The sequence below is a fragment of the Aeromicrobium sp. CTD01-1L150 genome (genome assembly GCF_041951745.1).
GTDB lineage: Bacteria > Actinomycetota > Actinomycetes > Propionibacteriales > Nocardioidaceae > Aeromicrobium.
The window spans coordinates 1,101,375-1,119,618 of the sequence record NZ_CP169555.1 but is presented as its reverse complement, the minus strand read 5'-3'; the positions used below and the strand labels follow the sequence as shown (position 1 = coordinate 1,119,618).

At 69.6% G+C, this 18,244-nt stretch carries 19 protein-coding genes and 1 tRNA gene; 11 read left to right on the top strand and 9 right to left on the bottom strand.

Annotation, left to right across the window (positions count from 1 at the left end):
* Positions 1–2: 2 nt before the first annotated feature.
* Together glpK and ACEVFP_RS05530 are read right to left on the bottom strand one after the other, a co-directional pair.
* Entirely contained in the window at positions 3–1,574 is a 1,572-nt protein-coding gene (gene glpK, locus ACEVFP_RS05535; RefSeq protein WP_375002608.1) for a glycerol kinase GlpK, read from the bottom strand.
* A 45-nt stretch (positions 1,575–1,619) separates the two neighbouring features.
* Positions 1,620–2,606, bottom strand: coding sequence for a pirin family protein (locus ACEVFP_RS05530; protein WP_375002606.1), 987 nt, complete (start codon positions 2,604–2,606; stop codon positions 1,620–1,622).
* A 214-nt stretch (positions 2,607–2,820) separates the two neighbouring features.
* Between ACEVFP_RS05530 and ACEVFP_RS05525 the strand changes: the two genes are divergently transcribed.
* Both ACEVFP_RS05525 and ACEVFP_RS05520 read left to right on the top strand, forming a co-directional pair.
* Positions 2,821–4,374, top strand: a complete 1,554-nt coding sequence (locus tag ACEVFP_RS05525; RefSeq protein ID WP_375002605.1) for a phytoene desaturase family protein — start codon at positions 2,821–2,823, stop codon at positions 4,372–4,374.
* 92 nt (positions 4,375–4,466) lie between these two features.
* A tRNA-Lys gene (locus tag ACEVFP_RS05520) sits at positions 4,467–4,542 on the top strand.
* Between the two features lie 19 nt (positions 4,543–4,561).
* On the opposite strand, the gene ACEVFP_RS05515 is transcribed toward ACEVFP_RS05520, so the two are convergent.
* The gene (locus ACEVFP_RS05515; protein ID WP_375002604.1) at positions 4,562–5,614 is read right to left on the bottom strand and encodes a hypothetical protein; all 1,053 of its coding nucleotides are present in this window, start codon (positions 5,612–5,614) and stop codon (positions 4,562–4,564) included.
* A 227-nt stretch (positions 5,615–5,841) separates the two neighbouring features.
* Here ACEVFP_RS05515 and ACEVFP_RS05510 point away from each other — a divergent pair, with 227 nt between their 5' ends.
* On the top strand, positions 5,842–6,045 hold the full coding sequence (locus ACEVFP_RS05510; RefSeq protein ID WP_375002602.1) for a cold-shock protein: 204 nt from the start codon (positions 5,842–5,844) through the stop codon (positions 6,043–6,045).
* 114 nt (positions 6,046–6,159) lie between these two features.
* Here ACEVFP_RS05510 and ACEVFP_RS05505 read toward each other — a convergent pair whose 3' ends face one another.
* Positions 6,160–6,753, bottom strand: a complete 594-nt coding sequence (locus ACEVFP_RS05505; protein ID WP_375002600.1) for a TetR/AcrR family transcriptional regulator — start codon at positions 6,751–6,753, stop codon at positions 6,160–6,162.
* A gap of 187 nt (positions 6,754–6,940) precedes the next feature.
* Between ACEVFP_RS05505 and ACEVFP_RS05500 the strand changes: the two genes are divergently transcribed.
* Entirely contained in the window at positions 6,941–7,657 is a 717-nt protein-coding gene (locus ACEVFP_RS05500; RefSeq protein ID WP_375002598.1) for an ABC transporter ATP-binding protein, read from the top strand.
* Complete coding sequence (locus tag ACEVFP_RS05495; protein ID WP_375002597.1) at positions 7,654–8,418, top strand: hypothetical protein; 765 nt, start codon at positions 7,654–7,656, stop codon at positions 8,416–8,418. Before ACEVFP_RS05500 ends, ACEVFP_RS05495 begins: the two co-directional genes overlap by 4 nt.
* 162 nt (positions 8,419–8,580) lie before the next feature.
* Here ACEVFP_RS05495 and ACEVFP_RS05490 read toward each other — a convergent pair whose 3' ends face one another.
* On the bottom strand, positions 8,581–9,333 hold the full coding sequence (locus tag ACEVFP_RS05490) for an IclR family transcriptional regulator (protein WP_375002596.1): 753 nt from the start codon (positions 9,331–9,333) through the stop codon (positions 8,581–8,583).
* Positions 9,334–9,462: 129 nt separating this feature from the next.
* On the opposite strand from ACEVFP_RS05490, the gene ACEVFP_RS05485 reads away from it, so the two are divergent.
* The 5 genes from ACEVFP_RS05485 to ACEVFP_RS05465 all read left to right on the top strand — a co-directional run bounded on the left by ACEVFP_RS05485 (position 9,463) and on the right by ACEVFP_RS05465 (position 13,950).
* Complete coding sequence (locus tag ACEVFP_RS05485; protein WP_375002595.1) at positions 9,463–10,806, top strand: SLC13 family permease; 1,344 nt, start codon at positions 9,463–9,465, stop codon at positions 10,804–10,806.
* Positions 10,803–12,218: an acyl-CoA synthetase gene (locus tag ACEVFP_RS05480; RefSeq protein WP_375002593.1), complete on the top strand. Its 1,416-nt coding sequence runs from the start codon at positions 10,803–10,805 to the stop codon at positions 12,216–12,218. The genes ACEVFP_RS05485 and ACEVFP_RS05480 overlap by 4 nt, the downstream gene beginning before the upstream one ends.
* Positions 12,219–12,260: 42 nt before the next feature.
* Positions 12,261–13,256, top strand: coding sequence for an endonuclease/exonuclease/phosphatase family protein (locus ACEVFP_RS05475; RefSeq protein WP_375002592.1), 996 nt, complete (start codon positions 12,261–12,263; stop codon positions 13,254–13,256).
* Between the two features lie 62 nt (positions 13,257–13,318).
* The gene (locus ACEVFP_RS05470) at positions 13,319–13,615 is read left to right on the top strand and encodes a DUF503 domain-containing protein (protein ID WP_375002591.1); all 297 of its coding nucleotides are present in this window, start codon (positions 13,319–13,321) and stop codon (positions 13,613–13,615) included.
* Positions 13,615–13,950: a TraR/DksA family transcriptional regulator gene (locus ACEVFP_RS05465; protein WP_375002589.1), complete on the top strand. Its 336-nt coding sequence runs from the start codon at positions 13,615–13,617 to the stop codon at positions 13,948–13,950. Before ACEVFP_RS05470 ends, ACEVFP_RS05465 begins: the two co-directional genes overlap by 1 nt.
* Positions 13,951–13,984: 34 nt before the next feature.
* Here ACEVFP_RS05465 and ACEVFP_RS05460 read toward each other — a convergent pair whose 3' ends face one another.
* The 4 genes from ACEVFP_RS05460 to fdxA are packed head-to-tail and all read right to left on the bottom strand — an operon-like array spanning position 13,985 to position 17,164.
* Positions 13,985–14,785 (bottom strand): ABC transporter permease, encoded by an 801-nt coding sequence (locus tag ACEVFP_RS05460; protein WP_375003768.1) that lies wholly within the window; start codon positions 14,783–14,785, stop codon positions 13,985–13,987.
* The gene (locus ACEVFP_RS05455) at positions 14,785–15,705 is read right to left on the bottom strand and encodes an ABC transporter ATP-binding protein (protein WP_375002587.1); all 921 of its coding nucleotides are present in this window, start codon (positions 15,703–15,705) and stop codon (positions 14,785–14,787) included. Before ACEVFP_RS05455 ends, ACEVFP_RS05460 begins: the two co-directional genes overlap by 1 nt.
* 17 nt (positions 15,706–15,722) lie before the next feature.
* Positions 15,723–16,838: a succinyldiaminopimelate transaminase gene (dapC, locus tag ACEVFP_RS05450; RefSeq protein ID WP_375002586.1), complete on the bottom strand. Its 1,116-nt coding sequence runs from the start codon at positions 16,836–16,838 to the stop codon at positions 15,723–15,725.
* A 2-nt stretch (positions 16,839–16,840) separates the two neighbouring features.
* Positions 16,841–17,164, bottom strand: a complete 324-nt coding sequence (fdxA, locus tag ACEVFP_RS05445) for a ferredoxin (RefSeq protein WP_375002585.1) — start codon at positions 17,162–17,164, stop codon at positions 16,841–16,843.
* A 116-nt stretch (positions 17,165–17,280) separates the two neighbouring features.
* Between fdxA and ACEVFP_RS05440 the strand changes: the two genes are divergently transcribed.
* The gene (locus ACEVFP_RS05440; protein WP_375002584.1) at positions 17,281–18,243 is read left to right on the top strand and encodes a GNAT family N-acetyltransferase; all 963 of its coding nucleotides are present in this window, start codon (positions 17,281–17,283) and stop codon (positions 18,241–18,243) included.
* Position 18,244: the final 1 nt, after the last annotated feature.

Below are 18,244 nucleotides of genomic sequence, written 5' to 3'. Positions count from 1 at the left end.
CCTCAGGACGCCTCGATCCAGCCGAGCGAGCGCTCCACTGCCTTGCGCCACTGGGCCTGGGCGGCTTCACGCTGAGCGTCGTCCCACAGGGGACGCCACCGGTCGGCCTCGGCCCAGTTGGCGGCGAGCTCGTCGGTGCCGGACCAGAAGCCCACGGCCAGACCGGCCGCATAGGCCGCACCGAGGCACGTGGTCTCGGCGACGACCGGCTTGCTGACGTCGACGCCGAGGATGTCGGCCTGGATCTGCATACACAGCGCGTTGGCGGTGACCCCACCGTCCACCTTGAGCCCAGCGGCCTCCAGCGCCGCCAGCTCCAGGCCGGCGTCCTCGACCATCGCAGCGACGACGTCCCGGCTCTGGTGGCAGATGGCCTCCAGCGCGGCCCGTGCGAGGTGGGCCTTGGTGTTGAACCGCGACAAGCCGACGATCGCGCCGCGGGCGTCGGGGCGCCAGTGCGGTGCGAACAGGCCGGAGAAGGCCGGCACGAAGCTGACTCCCCCGCTGTCCTCGACCGAGCCGGCGAGCTCCTCGGTCTCGGCGGCGTCGGAGATGATGCCCAGCTGGTCACGCAGCCACTGGATGGCCGACCCGGTGACCGCGATGGAGCCTTCCAACGCATAGACCGGAGGCTGGCCGCCCAGCTGGTAACCCATGGTGGTGAGCAGGCCGTTGTCGGACCGGACGATCTCGTGTCCGGTGTTGAGGACGAGGAAGTTCCCCGTGCCGTAGGTGTTCTTCAGGGTGCCGGGCTCGAAACAGGCCTGGCCAAAGAGCGCAGCGTGCTGGTCGCCCAGGTCACCGGCCACCGGCACCTCTCCGCCGAGCGGACCGTCGATGAGCGTGTGGCCGTAGACCTCCGACGACGAGCGGATCTCGGGCAACATCTGCACCGGGATGTCGAACAGTGCGATGAGCTCGTCGTCCCAGGCCAGCGACTCCAGGTCCATCAGCATCGTCCGGCCGGCGTTGGTGACGTCGGTGACGTGCAGGCCCTCGGTGCCTTTCGCCGCCCACGGCCCGCCGGTATCCGTCGCCGCCCCAGGCCCGCCGGTGAGCCACCAGATGAGCCAGGTGTCGGTGTTGCCGAAGATGGCGTGCCCGGCCTCGGCGTCCTCACGCACGCCGTCGACGTTCTCCAGGATCCACTGGATCTTGCCCGCTGAGAAGTAGGCGGCCGGCGGCAGTCCGGCCTTGCGCCTGATGGTCTCACCGTGACCGTCCTCGACCAGTGCCGCGGCGATCTTGTCGGTCCGGGTGTCCTGCCAGACGATCGCGTTGGTGTACGGCCGACCAGTGCGACGATCCCACACGACGGTGGTCTCGCGCTGGTTGGTGATACCGATGGCAGCGAGGTCTGCGGCGCCGAGCCCGGCGGTCTCCAGCCCACCCTGGAGGACGGCCTGCGTGTTGGTCCAGATCTCGACGGGGTCGTGCTCGACCCATCCGGCTGCCGGCAGGATCTGCTCGTGCTCGATCTGGTGGCGAGCCACCTCGCGACCGTCGTGGTCGAAGATCATGAAGCGCGTGCTGGTCGTGCCCTGGTCGATGGCCCCGACGTACTGCTGTGACATGGCGCTCACCCTAGCCACCGCCGGTCCCCGCCGGACCCGCCCAGGTCAGAGAATCTGACCCTCGACGCCAGCGTGGGGGACCTTCTGGGTCGGGATGGTGCCCAGCCGTCCCTTCTGGAAGTCCTCGAACGCCTGCATGACCTCGGCCTTGGTGTTCATGACGAACGGGCCGGCCCACGCGATCGGCTCACGGATCGGCAGACCGCCGAGCAGCACCACCTCGAGCACGCTGTGCCGAGCCTCCTGGCGCTGGTCGGCGCCGACCGTGATGGTCTCCCCGTGGCCGAGGACGGCGAGCTGGCCCGTGCGCAGCGGGCGACGCTCTCGCCCCACGTGGCCATCGCCACTCAAGACGTACACCAAGGCGTTGAAGTCCGTGCGCCACGGGACGACCATCTGTGCGCCCGGCGCGACGCTCGCGTGCACCAGAGCCATCGGCGTGTGCGTGCTGCCAGGGCCCTTCACGCCGTCCACCTCGCCGGCGATGATGCGCAGGAGCGCACCGGCGTCAGGCGTTGAGGCCAGACCGACGTCGCCACCGCGGATGTCCTGGTAGGCCGGCGGCTTCCACTTGTCCGCCTTCGGCAGGTTGACCCACAGCTGCAGGCCGTGGAACAGGCCGCCCTTGACGACCAGCCACTCCGGAGGTGCCTCGATGTGCAGCAGCCCACCGCCCGCCGTCATCCACTGGGTGTCGCCGTCGGTGATCGACCCGCCTCCGCCGTGGGTGTCCTGGTGATCCATGACGCCGTCGATGATGTAGGTGACGGTCTCGAACCCACGGTGCGGGTGCCACGGCGTGCCCTTGGGCTCGCCTGGCGCGTACTCGACCTCGCCCATCTGGTCCAGGTGGATGAAGGGATCGAGCAGGTGCGGTTCGACTCCGGCGAAGGCCCGGCGCACCGGGAATCCCTCGCCCTCATAACCCTGCGGCGCTGAAGTGACGCTGACTGGCGCTCGGTCCTCGGTCTGCGTCGGACCGGCGGCGACTCGGGGCAGGACGGTCCAGTCGGGGGCGGTGACAGCGGGCATCTCGATCCACTCCTTTGACTTGATGTTTCTTAGTTTAACATTCAATCATATTCAGGTATTCCTCTCGCCGCGATTGGTCCGGCGACGACGCGAACGACGGCTCTGGGTCGTCTGCCCGAAGCCCCGACGGGCCGGCCCGCCCCCTCCGCGAGCACGACCTCTGTGCCCTGCAGGCGGCTGCCCGCCAGTGCAGCGGCTCGGCCATGATGGAGCCATGACGAACCGCGAGAGTTCCCAGCCGGCCGACGTGACGATCGTGGGCGGTGGCCACAACGCGCTCGTGGCCGCGACCTACCTCGCCCGCGCCGGCCGGGACGTCCTGCTGCTGGAGCGCCTTGGGCACGTCGGTGGCGCTGCGGTCAGTGCCCGGGCGTTCCCCGACCACGACGCCAGGCTCTCGCGCTTCTCCTACCTCGTGAGCCTCATGCCGCAGTCACTGGTCGACGACCTCGGCCTGCAGCTGGAGCTGCGCTCGCGCCCCACGGCCTCCTTCACCCCGTACGAACGGGACGGCATCGCACGCGGTCTGCTGGTGGAGACCGACGAGGGCGAGGCCACGCGGGCCTCGTTCCGTGAGCTCACAGGCTCCGACGAGGCCTTCGGCGCCTGGCAGGAGTTCTACGCCGAGGTCGCCGAGCTCGCCGAGGCTGTCGCGCCGACCTTCCTGGAGCCGCTGCCCCGCCGCCAGGATCTGGGCTGCGTCGACCTTCCGATCTGGACCGATGTCGTGGAGCGCCCGCTCGGCGAGGCGATCGAGCGTCGCTTCACCGACGACGTCGTCCGCGGGGTCGTCGGCACCGACGCGCTCATCGGCACCTTTGCGTCCCTGCACGAGGACTCCCTCGTGCAGAACCGCTGCTTCTTCTACCACCTCGTGGGCAACGGCACCGGTGAGTGGCGAGTCCCCGTCGGGGGCATGGGCGCCGTCACCGCAGAGCTGGAGCGCGTGGCCCTCGACGCGGGAGTGCGCATCCTGACCGGGGCCGACGTCGTGGGCATCGACCCCGACACCTCCGGGGTCACCGTGCAGTGGCGGGATGCCACGGGCCACCACGAGACGCGGACGGACTGGGTGCTCAGCGGCGTCGCGCCGTGGGTCCTCGACGGCCTGCTCCCCGACGCGTCGCCAACGCAGGCCAAGCCGTCCGGAGCGCAGTTCAAGATCAACCTGCTCGTCTCCCGACTGCCCGCCCTGCGTTCAGGCCTCGACCCACACGTCGCGTTCGCCGGGACCTTCCACGTCAACGAGGACATGTCCCAGCTGGAGGAGCTCCATGCCGCGGCGACGCGCGGGCAGGCTCCGTTCGCCGCGGGTGAGCTGTACTGCCACACGCTCACCGACCGCTCGATCCTCGGACCGGAGCTGGCTGACTCGCCGGCGCAGACCCTCACCTACTTCGGCCTGCACACTCCGTGCGAGAACCTGACCGACACCGAGTCCGGCGATCGCGCCTACCGGCAGTTCTTGCAGGCCATCGACCAGCATCTCGCCGAGCCGCTCGAGCCCCTCGTGCTCGGCGTGGAGCACAAGACACCGTCACAGGTGGAGGCGGAGCTGAACATGCCCGGCGGCCACATCTTCCACGGCGACCTCGCCTGGCCGTGGCTGGAGGACGAGGAGCAGGCCGCGACCCCTGCCGCGCGGTGGGGCGTGGCGACCGAGCATCCACGGGTTCTCGTGTGTGGCAGTGGCGCACGACGCGGCGGCGCCGTCAGCGGCATCGCCGGCCACAATGCGGCACACGCACTCCTGGAGAGTTTCGGGTAGCCGGTGGGCCACAGCTACCTCACACATGTCACGGCCGTCACGTCGACTCAGTTTCACCCCGTGGCGGAGCCGCTGCTAGAGTCTCTCCTCGCGCGCCATTAGCTCAATTGGCAGAGCAGCTGACTCTTAATCAGCGGGTTCGGGGTTCGAGTCCCTGATGGCGCACCATCACCGTGTCACGGCCCGGTCAGTCCTCGGTGTGCTGCTGGAACCGCTGCCGCTCGCGCTGGCCGTGGGTCAGGTCGCGAACCTCGGTGTCGGAGTCGAAGCTCGACCCCAGCGCTCCGGCGACGACTCCCATCGCCGCGCTCAGCCAGGCGACGGCCGCATAGTCGGCCCACGACGCCTTCTGACCCAGGACCGAGGCCATGAAATCCGGGTCGATGACCAGAGCGGAGCCCACCAGGATCAGCACGCTCAGCACCGCGTAGAGCGCCACGACACAGACCACCAGGGTGAGCACGGTCGAGACGTTGTAGAGCGCCACGATCCTGCGCATCGGCTCCAGCCGCGCTCGGTCCCAGAGCCTGTTGCTCAGCAGCAGCCACAACGTCATCGCCACCACGGCAGCCACCGCGATGACCGCCAGTCTCAGGACGGACAACGCCGAGGCCATCTGCCAGATCGAGTGGTAGAAGATGCCGAACGCCCCGACGGCGGCAGCCGCCGCCAACGCACTGGACAGTCTCAACGCCACGCGCAGCGGCTCGTTGGCCGCCGTCATGCCCGCGACGATGCGCGGCGCCGCGGTCCACGTCGACGCCAGCAGGGCGCACGTCTGTCCGTGCACGGTGTCCCCCCAGTGAGCCCATCGTCGGTCGAGGTCGGCGACGTCACGACCGGGGGCGACCGGGACGGACCGCGCGATGCAGGCGAGCATCAGGCGCCGGAGCCGCGCTCGTGTGCGGACCACCCCGAGAGTCGGGAGGGACAGGATCGCCGCCCCGATGTCCGGGCGGAGCTCGGCGACCAGCGGCTTGCCTTGGGAGTGCCGCGGGATCTCGGTGACCACGAGGACTGTGTCCGCCCCGAGCTCCAGCTCCTCGGTGACATGGGCGATCTCGTCGAGCTCGAGGGAGTTCTGCGGGGTGAGGCGCAGCTGTCGCTGCCGCATCTCGACCGTCACCGGACGGCCGCACCACTCCTGCACGTCGCGCTCCAGCTGGTCGCGGACGTGCGCCACCCGACGGCTCGGCAGGCCCGGGTCGCTCACCACCATCACCGTCAACATCTCCGACATCGTGGCGACGCTATCAACGTCCCGGCGTGTCGCAGGCCGATCGGCGTCGACCAACGTGGCGGGCATTGGTAGGCTGATGCTCGTTGTTTGGCGTTTCCTTTTCCGCAGATTCGAATGCAGTACCTCTCGCGCAGCGAGGGTGTGAGTTCTACTCCCAGGTTGATGTGCGTCGCGACACCCCCAGACGTTCGCTATAGGCGCGAACGCACCACCGAATGGAGAAATGCATGGCAACCGGAACCGTCAAGTGGTTCAACGCCGAGAAGGGCTTCGGCTTCATCGCTCCCGACGACGGCGGCGACGACGTCTTCGCGCACTACAGCTCCATCCAGTCCTCCGGATACCGGTCGCTGGATGAGAACCAGAAGGTCGAGTTCGACGTCGAGCAGGGCCAGAAGGGTCTGCAGGCCACGAACATCACGCCTCTCTGAGTGTGACGTCGCGCGAGCGCCCGTTCCCCACAGGGGAGCGGGCGCTCTTGCATGTGCAAGGGTGTGGGTCGATCCAGACCCCCACCTGGTCCTGCGGACGCCGGGCGAGGCTCGTCATTGCCGCAGGCCGGCGCCCTGAGGCCGCCCTGCGGCATCGCTGATGCCGTGAATCGCGGCACGGATTCGGTCGGCGGCCGTCTCCGGATCGGGCTGACCGTTGTCCAGCCACGCGATGACCGCGTCCGTCGTCATGGTGGGGATCAACTGGGCCGCCCAGTCAAGCCAGGGGCCGGGCGGGATCTGCTTGGCGAGATTGGTGCGCGCCACCGTGGCTGCCGCAGCAGAAAGGCTGTCGGTCAGATCCCGGAACTCTCGTTCGCGATTGGCGAAACGAAAGAGCAGCCGGAAGGCGTCAGGGTCGTCTGCGGCAGCACCTAGCAGGGCAGGAATCGCGTCGTCCTCGAAGCCGTCGGTGCCGACGCGCTCGGCGAGCCGTTCGCACGCCCGGTCGAGGATCGTCCGATAGAGCTCGGCCTTGGAGTCGAAGTGCCGATAGAGCACGACTCGGGTGACACCGGCTTCCTCGGCGATGTCATCCAGCCCGGTGTCGGCGAACCCGTGCCGGGCGAATGCGCGCGTGGCGGCCGCCAGGATCTGGGCGCGTCGTTCCGCGCGGGGCAACCGTGCCTTCGCTCCCGACTGGGGCATGTCACTCTCCTTCTCTTGTATATCGCTAAGTTTACATCTATGGTTGTATACATGCGAGTAAACATTATCTGCGCGGGGATCGCTTGGCCTCGACCGCGACCGCTGTTCGCCCGGCCCTACTCGGCGATGGCAGGGGCCATGGACAGCGGTGTCCCCGTACTTGCAGGTGATGGCGATGGGTGAATCCATGGCACGGATCGAGGTGAGTGGGTTGACCAAGCACTTCGGTGGGGTCACGGCGGTCGACGACGTGAGCTTCGCCGTCGAGCCCGGATCGGTCACTGGGTTCCTCGGGCCCAACGGCGCCGGCAAGACCACCACGCTGCGGATGCTGCTCGCTCTGGTACGTCCCGACGGCGGCGGGGCGACTATCGGCGGGATCGAGTACGCCGATCTCGCAGCGCCACTCGAGGCCGTCGGCGCGGCCCTCGAGTCCACCGGGTTCCACCCCGGACGCACCGGTCTCGATCATCTCCGGGCCTACACAGCGGCGGCGGCCCTGCCATCCTCACGAGCGGCGGCCGTGCTGGACCTGGTCGGCCTCGGCCACGCCAGGGGCCGAAGGGTCGGTGGCTACTCCCTCGGTATGCGCCAACGGCTCGCCCTGGCCACCGCACTACTCGGGGATCCCGCCGCATTGATCCTCGACGAGCCGGCCAACGGGCTCGACCCTCAAGGCATTGTCTGGCTGCGCCGCTTCCTCACGGAGTACGCCGACGCCGGGCGGAGCGTGCTCGTCTCCAGCCACGTGCTGACCGAGATGCAGCAGCTGGTCGACCGCGTGATCATAGTCCACCGCGGCCGGTTGGTGCAGCAGGCCACGCTCGCCGAGCTCGCCGACGCCCACGGCGACCTTGAGACCGCCTTCTTCAACCTCGCCACCGAGCAGGAGCCGCGACCTTGAGACCTCTGATCGCCGCCGAGCTCCACAAGCTGCGCTCCACCCGGCTGTGGCTCTGGTTGCTCCTGGCCTCGATGGCGCTGACCGCCCTCTACGCGACCCTGTTGATCGGATTCAGCGACGACCCCGACACCATCACCGCGTCGCTACACACGGCAACCGGCCAACAGACCCTCTTCTCCGTTGCCTCAGGTGGCGCCAACACCCTTGTCGCCGTCCTGGCCGCGATCGGCATCACCGGGGAGTTCCGCCACCGCACCGCAACCGCGACCTTCCTCACCACACCACGACGCGGAAAGGTGGTCGCTGCCAAGCTGGCGACCTATGCCGGCGTAGGCGTCGGATACGCGGTCGCCTGCCTGGTGGTGGTCGTCGCGATCGCCTGGCCGTGGCTCGCCGCGAAGGACATCGACCTGTCGCTCCTCGGCGACGGACTCCCCGGTACCTATGCCGGAGTCGTCGCCGACGTGACGATCTTCGGCGTCATCGGCGTCGGCCTGGGCGCCCTCCTGCGCAACCAGGTCGCCACCGTTGTCGGACTCCTCGTCTACCGCTTCGTGGCCGAGCCCATCCTCACCACGGTCCCAGCACTCTCCCAGGCGACGGCGTACCTCCCCGGTTCGGCCTCCGCAGCCCTCACCCAAGTCTCGCTCAGCACCCAGGACTATCTCGACCCGTGGCTGGGCGGGCTGGTGCTCGCCGGTTATGGGCTGCTCTTCGCCATCGTTGGTGCCCGGGTCTCGATGCGCCGGGACATCACCTGAGAAGTGGTCGCTTGCCGACCCGCAGGTGGCCTCCCCCGATCTGTCTCGTCGACACCAGATCGTGGCCCTCCCAACCGTGATCCTGTTCAGCACCAGCCAGGAGCCCCTTCGAGTCACTACCGCGAATACGTAGACCCACTCCTGGAGGAACTCCAACCATTCCTAGCGGCGGCCGGCGAGCTCCCGACTGATCCGCTCGGCGGCCTCAGCGACCATGGGTCCGAGGTCGCCGAACCGTTCGGGCACCATCCGACTACTGGGTCCGGAGGCAGAGACAGCGGCCAGCGGTGCGCCCCGCGAGTCGACGATCGGCGCGCCCAGTGAGCTGATCCCCGCCGACAGTCCGCCGACATTGGTGGAGTATCCGATCTCCCGGACGCGGCGCACAGCTGCCCACACCTGCTCGGCATCGGTCATGGTGTCGGGTGTCTGGGGCTCCAGCGGCCCCGACACGTACTCCTCGACCTGTGCGTCAGAGCACGCCGACAGGTAGGCCACACCCGTGGCGGAGGCGTGCAGCGCGATGTACTCACCGAGGGCGAGGAAGGCTCGCAGCCGGTGAGAGGTGTCGATGCGCTCCACGAGCACCAGGTGATCACCATCGGGCGCCGCGAGGTGCACCGTCTCGGTGGTGGCCAGCTGCAGCTCGTTCATGACCGGGACTGCCACATCGCGCAGGCTCTCCTGGCCGCCCCCACGGCCACACACGGCGAGCGCGCGAAACGTCAGGCCCCAGCGCGTCGGGGAGGTATCGGACCCGCGCAGCCACCCGATCTCCTGCAGCGTCAGCAGACAGCGCTGCGTCGTGCTCTTGGGAAGCTCGACGGCGCGGGCGAGCTCGGACAGACCGACGGGTTGGTGCTCGGCGACGGCCTCCAGCACGCGGAAGGCGGAAACGACGCTGGTGGTGGTCATGACTGCTCCTCACGAGGTTCCCCTGGGCATTGCCTCATCACGAACGGTGAGGTACGTTACACCGGCGGTTCACTGCATGGACCATTGTGCCACTGAGTGGACCGCAGTTGTCAAGTCTGAGGAGGAGTCGTGACTGACCAGCTCATCGCCTTGGGGGTATTCGTGACGGTGTTCACGATCGCCGCCATGCGCAACGTCAACATCGGGATCGTGATGTTCCCTGCGGCCGCGGCAGTCGGGCTCTGGGTGGCCGACATGGCCCTCGAAGACATCGTGAGCGGCTTCCCACTGAGCATCCTGGTGCTCCTCGTCGGCGTCACCTACTTCTTCGGCATCGCGCACAGCAACGGCACCATCGACTGGCTCATCGGCAAGTCACTCACCAAGGTCGGCGAGCGCGACGCTCTCTTTCCCGCGGTCTTCTTCGTGCTCACCGCGGGGATCTCCGCGATGGGCGCGCCGCTGGGTGGGCTCGTCATGGCTCCGATGGGCATGAGCCTCGCCCACAAGCGCGGCATCGACCCGATGCTCATGGCCCTCGCGATGGGAACCGGCCTGAGCGCCGGCGCCTTCGCACCCACCAGCCTGTTCGGGATCATCACCTGGGGTACGGCCAACTCCGCCGGGATCCAGTTCAGCCCGCTGCTGCTGTTCAGCGTCGCGGTCGCCCTCAACCTGGTACTGCTCGCCGTCGCCTACGTGATGTTCAACCGGCGCCCCAGCACCGGCCCTCCATCCTTCGCCGAGGCGGCCGTCGCTCGAGGCGCCCAGCTGAGCGAGTACGGCCAGTCCACCCTCGGATCGGGATCAGGGTCGAAGCGTGACGCCGATGAGGTCCCCGAGGTCGGCCGTGCCACGTCGGAGCAGCTGACGACCATCGGCTTCATGGTCCTGCTGGTCGGTGCCGTTGTCGTGCTCTCGCTCAGCGGCCTTGAACCGGACATCGGCGTGCTCGGCTTCGCTCTCGGCGCGATGCTCGCCCTGTTCGACCCGAAGGCCGGCAAGGGCGCCATGACCCGCATCGACTGGGGCTCGGTCCTGCTCGTCGGCGGGATCATCACCTACGTCGGCGTCCTCACCGAGCTGGGCGTCGTCGACCTGCTCGGCGAGGGGGCCACCAAGCTCGGCACCCCGATCATCGCCGCCCTGCTGCTGTGCGCGGCCGCCGGACTCGTATCCGCCTTCGCCTCGACGACCGGCATGCTCGCGGCCCTCGTCCCACTGGCACTGCCCCTCATCGCCGACGGAGGGATCCCGGGCTGGGCACTCATCTGCGCGATCGGCATCTGCGCCTCGATCGTCGACGTCTCACCGTTCTCTACCGTGGGTGCCACCTACGTGGCCACGACGGTCGACGACGAGCAACGACCCCGCATGACGTCATTGCTCACCCGCTGGGGCCTGTCCATGGTCGTCGTCGGCCCGGTGGTGCTCGGCCTGACTCTCATCGTCCCGGGGATGATCTTCTCGTGACGACAAAGCTCCTGGCCGCCCTGCGCGCCGCCGACCCATCCGACACCTCCCCCGCCCTGACGGTTGACGGACGCCCCACCTCGCTGGCCGCGCTGCGCGACGACGCCCTGCGGCTCGGGAGCCGACTACCGGGCTCCGGTCCGCTGGCCGTCCTCGCCGAGCCGACGCTGGAGACGGTCCTGGCCGTGACGGCGGGCATCCTGACCGGCGTCCCCGTGGTCCCCGTCCCACCGGACGCCGGGGCGGCCGAGGTCCGGCACATCCTCGACGACTCCGGCGCCACGACCTGGTTCGGCCCCGGGCGTGACGGCGTCGAGCTGCCCACACCGGACCATGCGGCCACTGACGTGCCACCGCGGGAACCGGCTCGCTCCCGGCCGTCGGACATCGCGATGATCCTGTACACCTCCGGCACCACCGGCGCTCCCAAGGGCGTCCTGCTGAGCCACGGCTCGATCGTCGCCGGGTTGGAGGGCCTTGCGGACGCGTGGGACTGGACGGCCGACGACACCGTGGTCCACGGTCTGCCCCTGTTCCACACCCACGGACTGATCCTCGGCGTCCTCGGCGGCCTCCACCTGGGGTCTCGGGTCGTGCACACCGGGCGCCCCACCCCGGAGGGCTACGCCGCCGCCCGGGGCACGATGTACTTCGGGGTGCCGACCGTGTGGTCACGCATCGCCGCCGACGAGGAGTCCGCCCGGGCACTCTCCTCGGCCAGGCTGATCGTCTCGGGCAGCGCTCCCCTGCCGGTCCCGGTCTTCGAGCGGCTCCGAGAGCTGGTCGGACAGCCGCCCGTGGAGCGCTACGGGATGACGGAGACAATGATCACCCTCAGCACCCGCGCCGATGGTGAACGCCGCCCCGGCTGGGTGGGACTGCCCGTCGGCGGCACCCAGACCCGGCTGCGCACGGACGACGGACAGGACGTCCCACGCGACGGCGAGACGATCGGACGTCTCGAGGTCCGGGGCCCCCTGCTCTTCGACGGATACCTCGGCCTGCCCGAAGCCACCGCCGAGAGTCTCACCGACGACGGCTGGTTCATCACCGGCGACATGGCAGTCGTCGGCCCCGACGGGTTCCACCGCATCGTGGGGCGGGAGTCCGTCGACCTCATCAAGTCCGGCGGGTACCGGATCGGGGCCGGTGAGATCGAGACCTCCCTGCTGGCTCGCCAGGAGGTCAAGGAGGTCGCCGTCGTGGGACTGCCCGACCCGGACCTCGGGCAACGCATCGTCGCCTACGTGGTGGCCGACCCCGCTGACGCCACCGACGACGTCGCCGAGCAGCTCATCGAGCACGTCGCGCGGGACCTCTCGCGCCACAAACGGCCACGGGAGATCCGCTTCGTGAGCGACCTGCCCCGCAACGCCATGGGCAAGGTGCAGAAGAAGCAGCTGACCTCCTGACGAGGTGCCGGCTGCTCACCGGGGCACCGGCAAACTGGGGGTGTGAGCAGGAACGACGTCAGGTTCGCCCGGTCCCGCTGGGCGCTCGCGGCCATCTCGTGTCTCGGGGTCGTGCTGTTCACGATCCCCGGGCACCTCGGCCTGTGGCAGCTCTACCCCTTCACCCAGCTGTCCTCGATGCGGATGCTCACGGCGCTCGGCATCGCCGCAGGGGCGATCTGCTGCCTGCTGTGGGCCGTACGCGCACGACGCGGGTCGTTGCTGCGACCGAGCCTGGTCACCGCCCTGGTGTGCCTGGTCTGTGTGGCTGTCGTGGGCACCTCCCTCGTCCGCGACGGCGCCCTGCGCTCCAGCCAGGGCGACGACGCCGGGATGCACGACCTCGTCGTCATGAGCTTCAACGCCAGCGAGACCTCGGCCGACGACATCGCCGACGCGATCCGCGCGCAGGACGCCGACGTCACGATGCTCGTGGAGGCTCCGGCCGCGATCGTGACGGAGGTCAGCGAGCAGGTCGAGGGCACGACGGCCTTCACCAACGAGGACTTCGCCTCCAACCGGTTCGAGTCGGTCGGCATCGTGGTGCAGAACCGGCTCGGCACCTACGAGCAGGTCGACGGACCGGACCTGCAGCTCGGGTCCGTGGCCATCGAGGGCGGCGGCCACGGACCCGCGCACCTCACGGCCGTCCACCCCCCGCCTCCGGTGCAGCGCTGGGCACCGGCTGCGCACTGGAGGAACCAGGTGCGCACGAGCGTCGAGTGGTGCGAGGACCACGAGGAGGCGATCGTCGCCGGCGACTTCAACGCCATCGCCGACCACCTGAACCGCTCCGGGCTCGACCGGTGCAGGAGCGCGACCGACGACCTCGGCCTGTCCGCGCACGGGACCTGGCCGGTCAAGCTACCCGGCTGGCTCGGCGCCGGCATCGACCACCAGCTGAGCGACCCACTGACCTGGACGCCGCTGACCGCGAAGATCATCACGCTCGGCGACTCCGACCACCGTGCCGTCGTCGTGACCTACCGGCGGGCTTAGGCAGTGCCTGACAAGGAACTACGCAGGGAACATCATCCGGTACCGCCGACGTTGCAGGTCACATGTGGATCGGATGGCTGGAGCTGGACCTGCGGCTGGGTGACGTCCACTCGCTGAAGGCCAAGCGGTCGCTCGTGCGGCCGATCGTCGCCGATCTGCGGCGCACGCTGCAGGTGGCTGCCGCGGAGACGTCGTCGCTCGACCTGCATCGTCGAGCGGGCGTCGGCGTCAGTCTCGTGGCCGCGGACCGCGCACACGTCGTCGAGGTGCTCGCCCGCGCCGAGCAGGTGGTCCTCTCCCACCCCGAGGTGGAGGTGCTCGCGTCCCGGACGCGAGTCCTGCAGTCCGAGGACGTCTGATGGCCGGCGTGGCACGGCTGCTGGCCGAGCAGCGCGCCGAGGCCGTGCGTCGCCTTGCCGCCCTCGAGCGCGATGTCGACGGCATCGTCGAGGCGTCACGGAGCTCCAACGCCGACGACGAGCACGACCCCGAGGGCGCCACGATCGCGTTCGAGCGAGAGCAGCTGTCAGCGCTCGTCGCGCGGGCCCGGCAGCGGCTCGTCGACCTGGACGACGCCGCCGCGAGAGTCACGGAGGGTACCTACGGCCGGTGCGGTTCGTGTGGTACGCCGATCGCAGCCGCCCGGCTCGAGGCACTGCCGACCACCCAGACCTGCCGGGACTGCGCCGGCTGAGCCCGCCGTGCGCGAAGCGGCGCGACCAGACCGCTCAGGCGATGTCCTTGCGGAGTGTGACGACGCGCGCCAGCAGGGCGAAGAGCGCGACGAAGGCCAGGAGCATCAACAGACCGCCCCAGCGGGGCAGCAGGTCCCCACCTCCTCCCCCGAACGAGCTGAAGAAGCTGGTGCCGATGACGGCGTCCGCCGCGGCTCCGGGAAGGAACTGCGCCACACCGGAGAGGGCGTCGATGGAGGACCCGACCATCCGAGCCACGGGCTCGACGAACTGGGTGAAAGCCAGGATCACGACGATCGCGGCCACCTGGTTGGTGACGAGTCCACCGAAGGCGACCCCGATCGCACTCCAGCCGCCGAACACCACGACCGACCAGAGGAGCACCTCCCACACGGCACCGTCGGTGAGGAAGGCTCCGTCGCCGATGATGGTGAGGACGGGGGCGCCCGCCAGCACCACCGATGCCGCGGCAATGACGCCGTAGACGAGGCCGAGCGTCGCGCCCGTGACGAGCTTGGCGCCGAGCAGGAGGCCCCGCCTGGGCTCCACGAGCAACGAGGCCGTGACACTCTGGTGGCGGAACTCGGTGGTGAAGACCATGCTGCCGATGAGCAGGGGGAACACGTAGCCGATGGGGTTGGCGGCGGAGTAGACCATGGACGCGGCCTCGACCCCGCTCGGCAGGGCCGCTGCCTGCTCTCCCGAAGGAGCGGCGATCGAGAAAGCCAGCACGGCGGTGACGAACAGCAGGTAGGCCACCATGACCAGGGCGATGATCCACCACATCCGGGTGGTGACGAGCTTGCGCCACTCGGCGGTGAGCGCGGCGATCATCACGCCACCTCCTGCTGTGCGGCCGGAACGTCCGGTGATGAGGTGAGTCTGAGGAAGACGTCCTCCAGCTCGACGCTGCGGTCGGCCAGCTGGTGCAGCTCGATGCCGGCCGCGAACGCGGCCGCACCGACCTCACTGCCGGTGGCACCCCGGACCAGGAGCGAGGCTCCGTCACGCTCGACCTGCCAGCCGCGCTCCGCGGCCGCCTGCTCCAACGGCCCGGGCGTGGGCGTCCGGACGACGACGAGCTGCTCGGCGAGCTCCTCCAGCCCGGACAGGGGCGAGGCGTGGACCAGCCGGCCCTCGGTGATGATGACCACGTCGTCGACGGTGCTCTGCACCTCCTTGAGGACGTGGCTGGAGACCAGCACCGTGCGTCCCTCCGCCGCGAAGGACCGCAGCAGGTGCCGCAGCCAGACGATGCCCTGCGGATCGAGTCCGTTGGCGGGCTCGTCGAGGATGATGACACCGGGGTCTCCGAGCAACGCCGCGGCGAGCCCGAGCCGCTGTCGCATGCCCATCGAGTAACCGCCGACCCGGCGGTCCTTGGCATCGGCCAGGCCCACGAGCTCCAGGAGCTCGTGGCAGCGGGCGTCGTCGATGCCCACCTGCGGGGCGAGCGTTCGCAGATGACCGAGTCCGGAGCGTCCCGGGTGGAAGCTGGAGGCCTCGAGTGCCGCCCCGACGTGCTGCGCCGGGCGCTCCAGGTCCGTGTAGGCCTGATCGCCGACGCGGGCAGCGCCCGCCGTGGGCCGCACCAGCCCGAGCAGCATGCGCAAGGTCGTGGTCTTGCCAGAGCCGTTGGGCCCCAGGAAGCCGGTGACCGCCCCGGGCCGGACATCGAAGGTCAGGTCATCGACCGCGGTCACGGAGCCGAAACGCTTGGTCAGGTGCTCGACGCTGATCCCCACCGATGTCATGGGATCAGCCTAGGGGCTCACAGCAGTCGGGAGACGGCTGCCTCGACGCGCTCGTCGGTCGCGGTGAACGCGATCCGCACGTGCTCGGCCCCGCGCGGTCCGTAGAAGTCGCCCGGGGCGGCCAGGATGCCGTGTTCGGCGAGCCAGTCGATGGTCTGACGGCAGGGCTCGCCCCTCGTGGCCCACAGGTAGAGCGAGGCCTCCGAGTGGTCGATGGTGAAACCGCTGCCGGTCAGGGCCTTGCGCAGGGCGTCGCGGCGCGCCGCGTACAGGGTTCGTTGCGCGCGCACGTGCTCGTCGTCGGCCAAGGCTGCCGCCATGGCGTGCTGGACCGGCGCCGGCACCATGAACCCCAGGTGCTTGCGGACCGCGAGCAGCTCACCGACGACATCGCGGTCACCCGCCAGGAAGGCACCGCGGTAGCCGGCGAAGTTGGAACGCTTGGACAACGACTGCACGGCCAGCAGACCCTCGTGGCTCCCGTCGCAGACGTCAGGGTGCAGCACGGACAGCGGTTCGGCCTCCCAGCCGAACTCCAGGTAGCACTCGTCGGAGACGAGCAGCGCACCGCGTTCGCGGGCCCACTGGACGACCTTGCGCAGGTGCTCCGGACCCAGCACCTTGCCGTGCGGGTTGGCCGGGGAGTTGAGGTAGACCAGCGACGGACTCTGCGGGCCCATCGCCACCGTCGAGTCGGCAGCGACGACCTGGCAGCCTGCGTACCGGGCGCCCACCTCGTACGTCGGGTAGGCGAGCTCGGGGATCACGACGGTCTGGTCCGGTCCCAGACCGAGCTGCGTGGGCAGGTTGGCGATGAGCTCCTTCGACCCGATCGTCAGCAGCACCTGGTCGGTGTCCAGGCCGGTGACGCCGGCACGGCGCTCGAGCCAGTCGACGGCGGCCCGGCGCACCGACTCCGGTCCGAGGACGGTGGGGTACCCGGGCGAGTCCGCGGCAGCGACGAGCGCTTCACGGACGGCTGACGGCGTCGGGTCGACCGGTGTGCCGATGGACAGGTCGACCAGGCCTCCGGGATGGTCGGCGGCGCGTTGCTTGGCCGCGGCGATCGTGTCCCAGGGGAAGTCGGGGAAGCGGGAGGACACGCCGCGCCCCTCACCGGCGGCGGACGGCACACTCACTCCTGGTTCTGGGGCGGCAGCGCCTCGATGATCGGGTGGTCCTTGTCGATGGCGCCCGTGCGCGCAGCACCGCCGGGTGACCCGAGGTCGTCGAAGAAGTTCACGTTGGCGTCGTAGTACTCCTTCCACTCCGACGGGGTGTCGTCCTCGTAGAAGATCGCCTCCACCGGGCAGACCGGCTCGCAGGCACCGCAGTCGACGCACTCGTCGGGGTGGATGTAGAGCATCCGTTTTCCCTCGTAGATGCAGTCCACGGGGCACTCGTCCACACATGCGAGATCCTTGACGTCCACACATGGCTGGGCGATCACGTAGGTCACGGCTTCTCCTTCGACATCCGACCGTTCGGGCCGACGTCCAGTATCGCCCCTGCACCTGAAGAACCCGAACCGAGGCCCGCCACATGGACACCCGAAACCTGTGGCAGGCTCCGACCATGCCCGAACCCGCGCCCCTCGTGGGGCCCGATCTGATCGGACGTCGCGTCACGGTACGCCACCAGATCGTCGACGACACGCACTCCAGCAGCGACGTCGTAGGCCGTGTCCTCGACGCCGATGACACGGCGATACTGCTGGAACGACGGGACGGCTCGCTCGCTCGAGTGCGGGCGGGAGACGTCCTGCTCCTCCGGGTGGTCCCGGACCGGCCGACCCGTTCGCGGCCGGCGGCGGCGATCAGTGAGGAAGATCTCACCCGCGTGACGTCGCGCGGGTGGCCGGCGACCGAGTCAGTGCCACTCGGCGCGTGGGAGCTGCGTGCCGCGGCGGCGTTCACCGGCCGCGCCAACTCGGTAGCCGTGCACGGGGACCCGGGAACCTCGACCACCGAGGCGCTGCACGCCGTGGTGGCGTTCTACGAGAGCCGGGGCCTGCCACCCCTGGCCCAGGTCGTCGTGGACTCGGACTGGGAGGGCCGCTTCATCGACGCCGGCTGGGAGCCCCTGACGAGCTACCGCGGCGGCGCGATCGTCCAGGTGGCCGACCTGGGCGCCGCTCCCGAACCCGATCCACGCGTCACGTTCCGGGCCAACGTCACCGACTCCTGGTTGGCCCGCTACGAGCGAGTGGCCGACGCCGCAGCGGCCCGTGCCGTCCTGGAGGGGCCGCGGACCGTCGCCTTCGCCGAGCTCGAGCAGGACGGTTCGACCGTCGCCGTCGGACGCATCGTCGTCACCGGAGAATGGGCAGGCGTCGCCGCCGTGGAGACCGACCCGGCCCACCGACGTCGCGGCCTGGCGCGGGCCGTGGTGACCTCGTCACTGGCCTGGGCCTACGATCGCGGCGCGACCAAGGCCTACCTGCAGACGATGCCCACCAACGATGCGGCGCTGGCGCTCTACGAGCCGTTCGGATTCGTCACCCACCACGCCTACCGCTACCTGCGGCCCGGCGACTGAA

Coding starts and splice junctions, on each gene's coding strand:
- glpK (WP_375002608.1), bottom strand. CDS start 1,574: ATGTCACAGCAGTACGTCGGGGCCATCGACCAGGGCACGACCAGCACG.
- ACEVFP_RS05530 (WP_375002606.1), bottom strand. CDS start 2,606: ATGCCCGCTGTCACCGCCCCCGACTGGACCGTCCTGCCCCGAGTCGCC.
- ACEVFP_RS05525 (WP_375002605.1), top strand. CDS start 2,821: ATGACGAACCGCGAGAGTTCCCAGCCGGCCGACGTGACGATCGTGGGC.
- ACEVFP_RS05515 (WP_375002604.1), bottom strand. CDS start 5,614: ATGTCGGAGATGTTGACGGTGATGGTGGTGAGCGACCCGGGCCTGCCG.
- ACEVFP_RS05510 (WP_375002602.1), top strand. CDS start 5,842: ATGGCAACCGGAACCGTCAAGTGGTTCAACGCCGAGAAGGGCTTCGGC.
- ACEVFP_RS05505 (WP_375002600.1), bottom strand. CDS start 6,753: ATGCCCCAGTCGGGAGCGAAGGCACGGTTGCCCCGCGCGGAACGACGC.
- ACEVFP_RS05500 (WP_375002598.1), top strand. CDS start 6,941: ATGGCACGGATCGAGGTGAGTGGGTTGACCAAGCACTTCGGTGGGGTC.
- ACEVFP_RS05490 (WP_375002596.1), bottom strand. CDS start 9,333: ATGACCACCACCAGCGTCGTTTCCGCCTTCCGCGTGCTGGAGGCCGTC.
- ACEVFP_RS05470 (WP_375002591.1), top strand. CDS start 13,319: ATGTGGATCGGATGGCTGGAGCTGGACCTGCGGCTGGGTGACGTCCAC.
- ACEVFP_RS05465 (WP_375002589.1), top strand. CDS start 13,615: ATGGCCGGCGTGGCACGGCTGCTGGCCGAGCAGCGCGCCGAGGCCGTG.
- ACEVFP_RS05460 (WP_375003768.1), bottom strand. CDS start 14,785: ATGATCGCCGCGCTCACCGCCGAGTGGCGCAAGCTCGTCACCACCCGG.
- ACEVFP_RS05455 (WP_375002587.1), bottom strand. CDS start 15,705: ATGACATCGGTGGGGATCAGCGTCGAGCACCTGACCAAGCGTTTCGGC.
- ACEVFP_RS05440 (WP_375002584.1), top strand. CDS start 17,281: ATGCCCGAACCCGCGCCCCTCGTGGGGCCCGATCTGATCGGACGTCGC.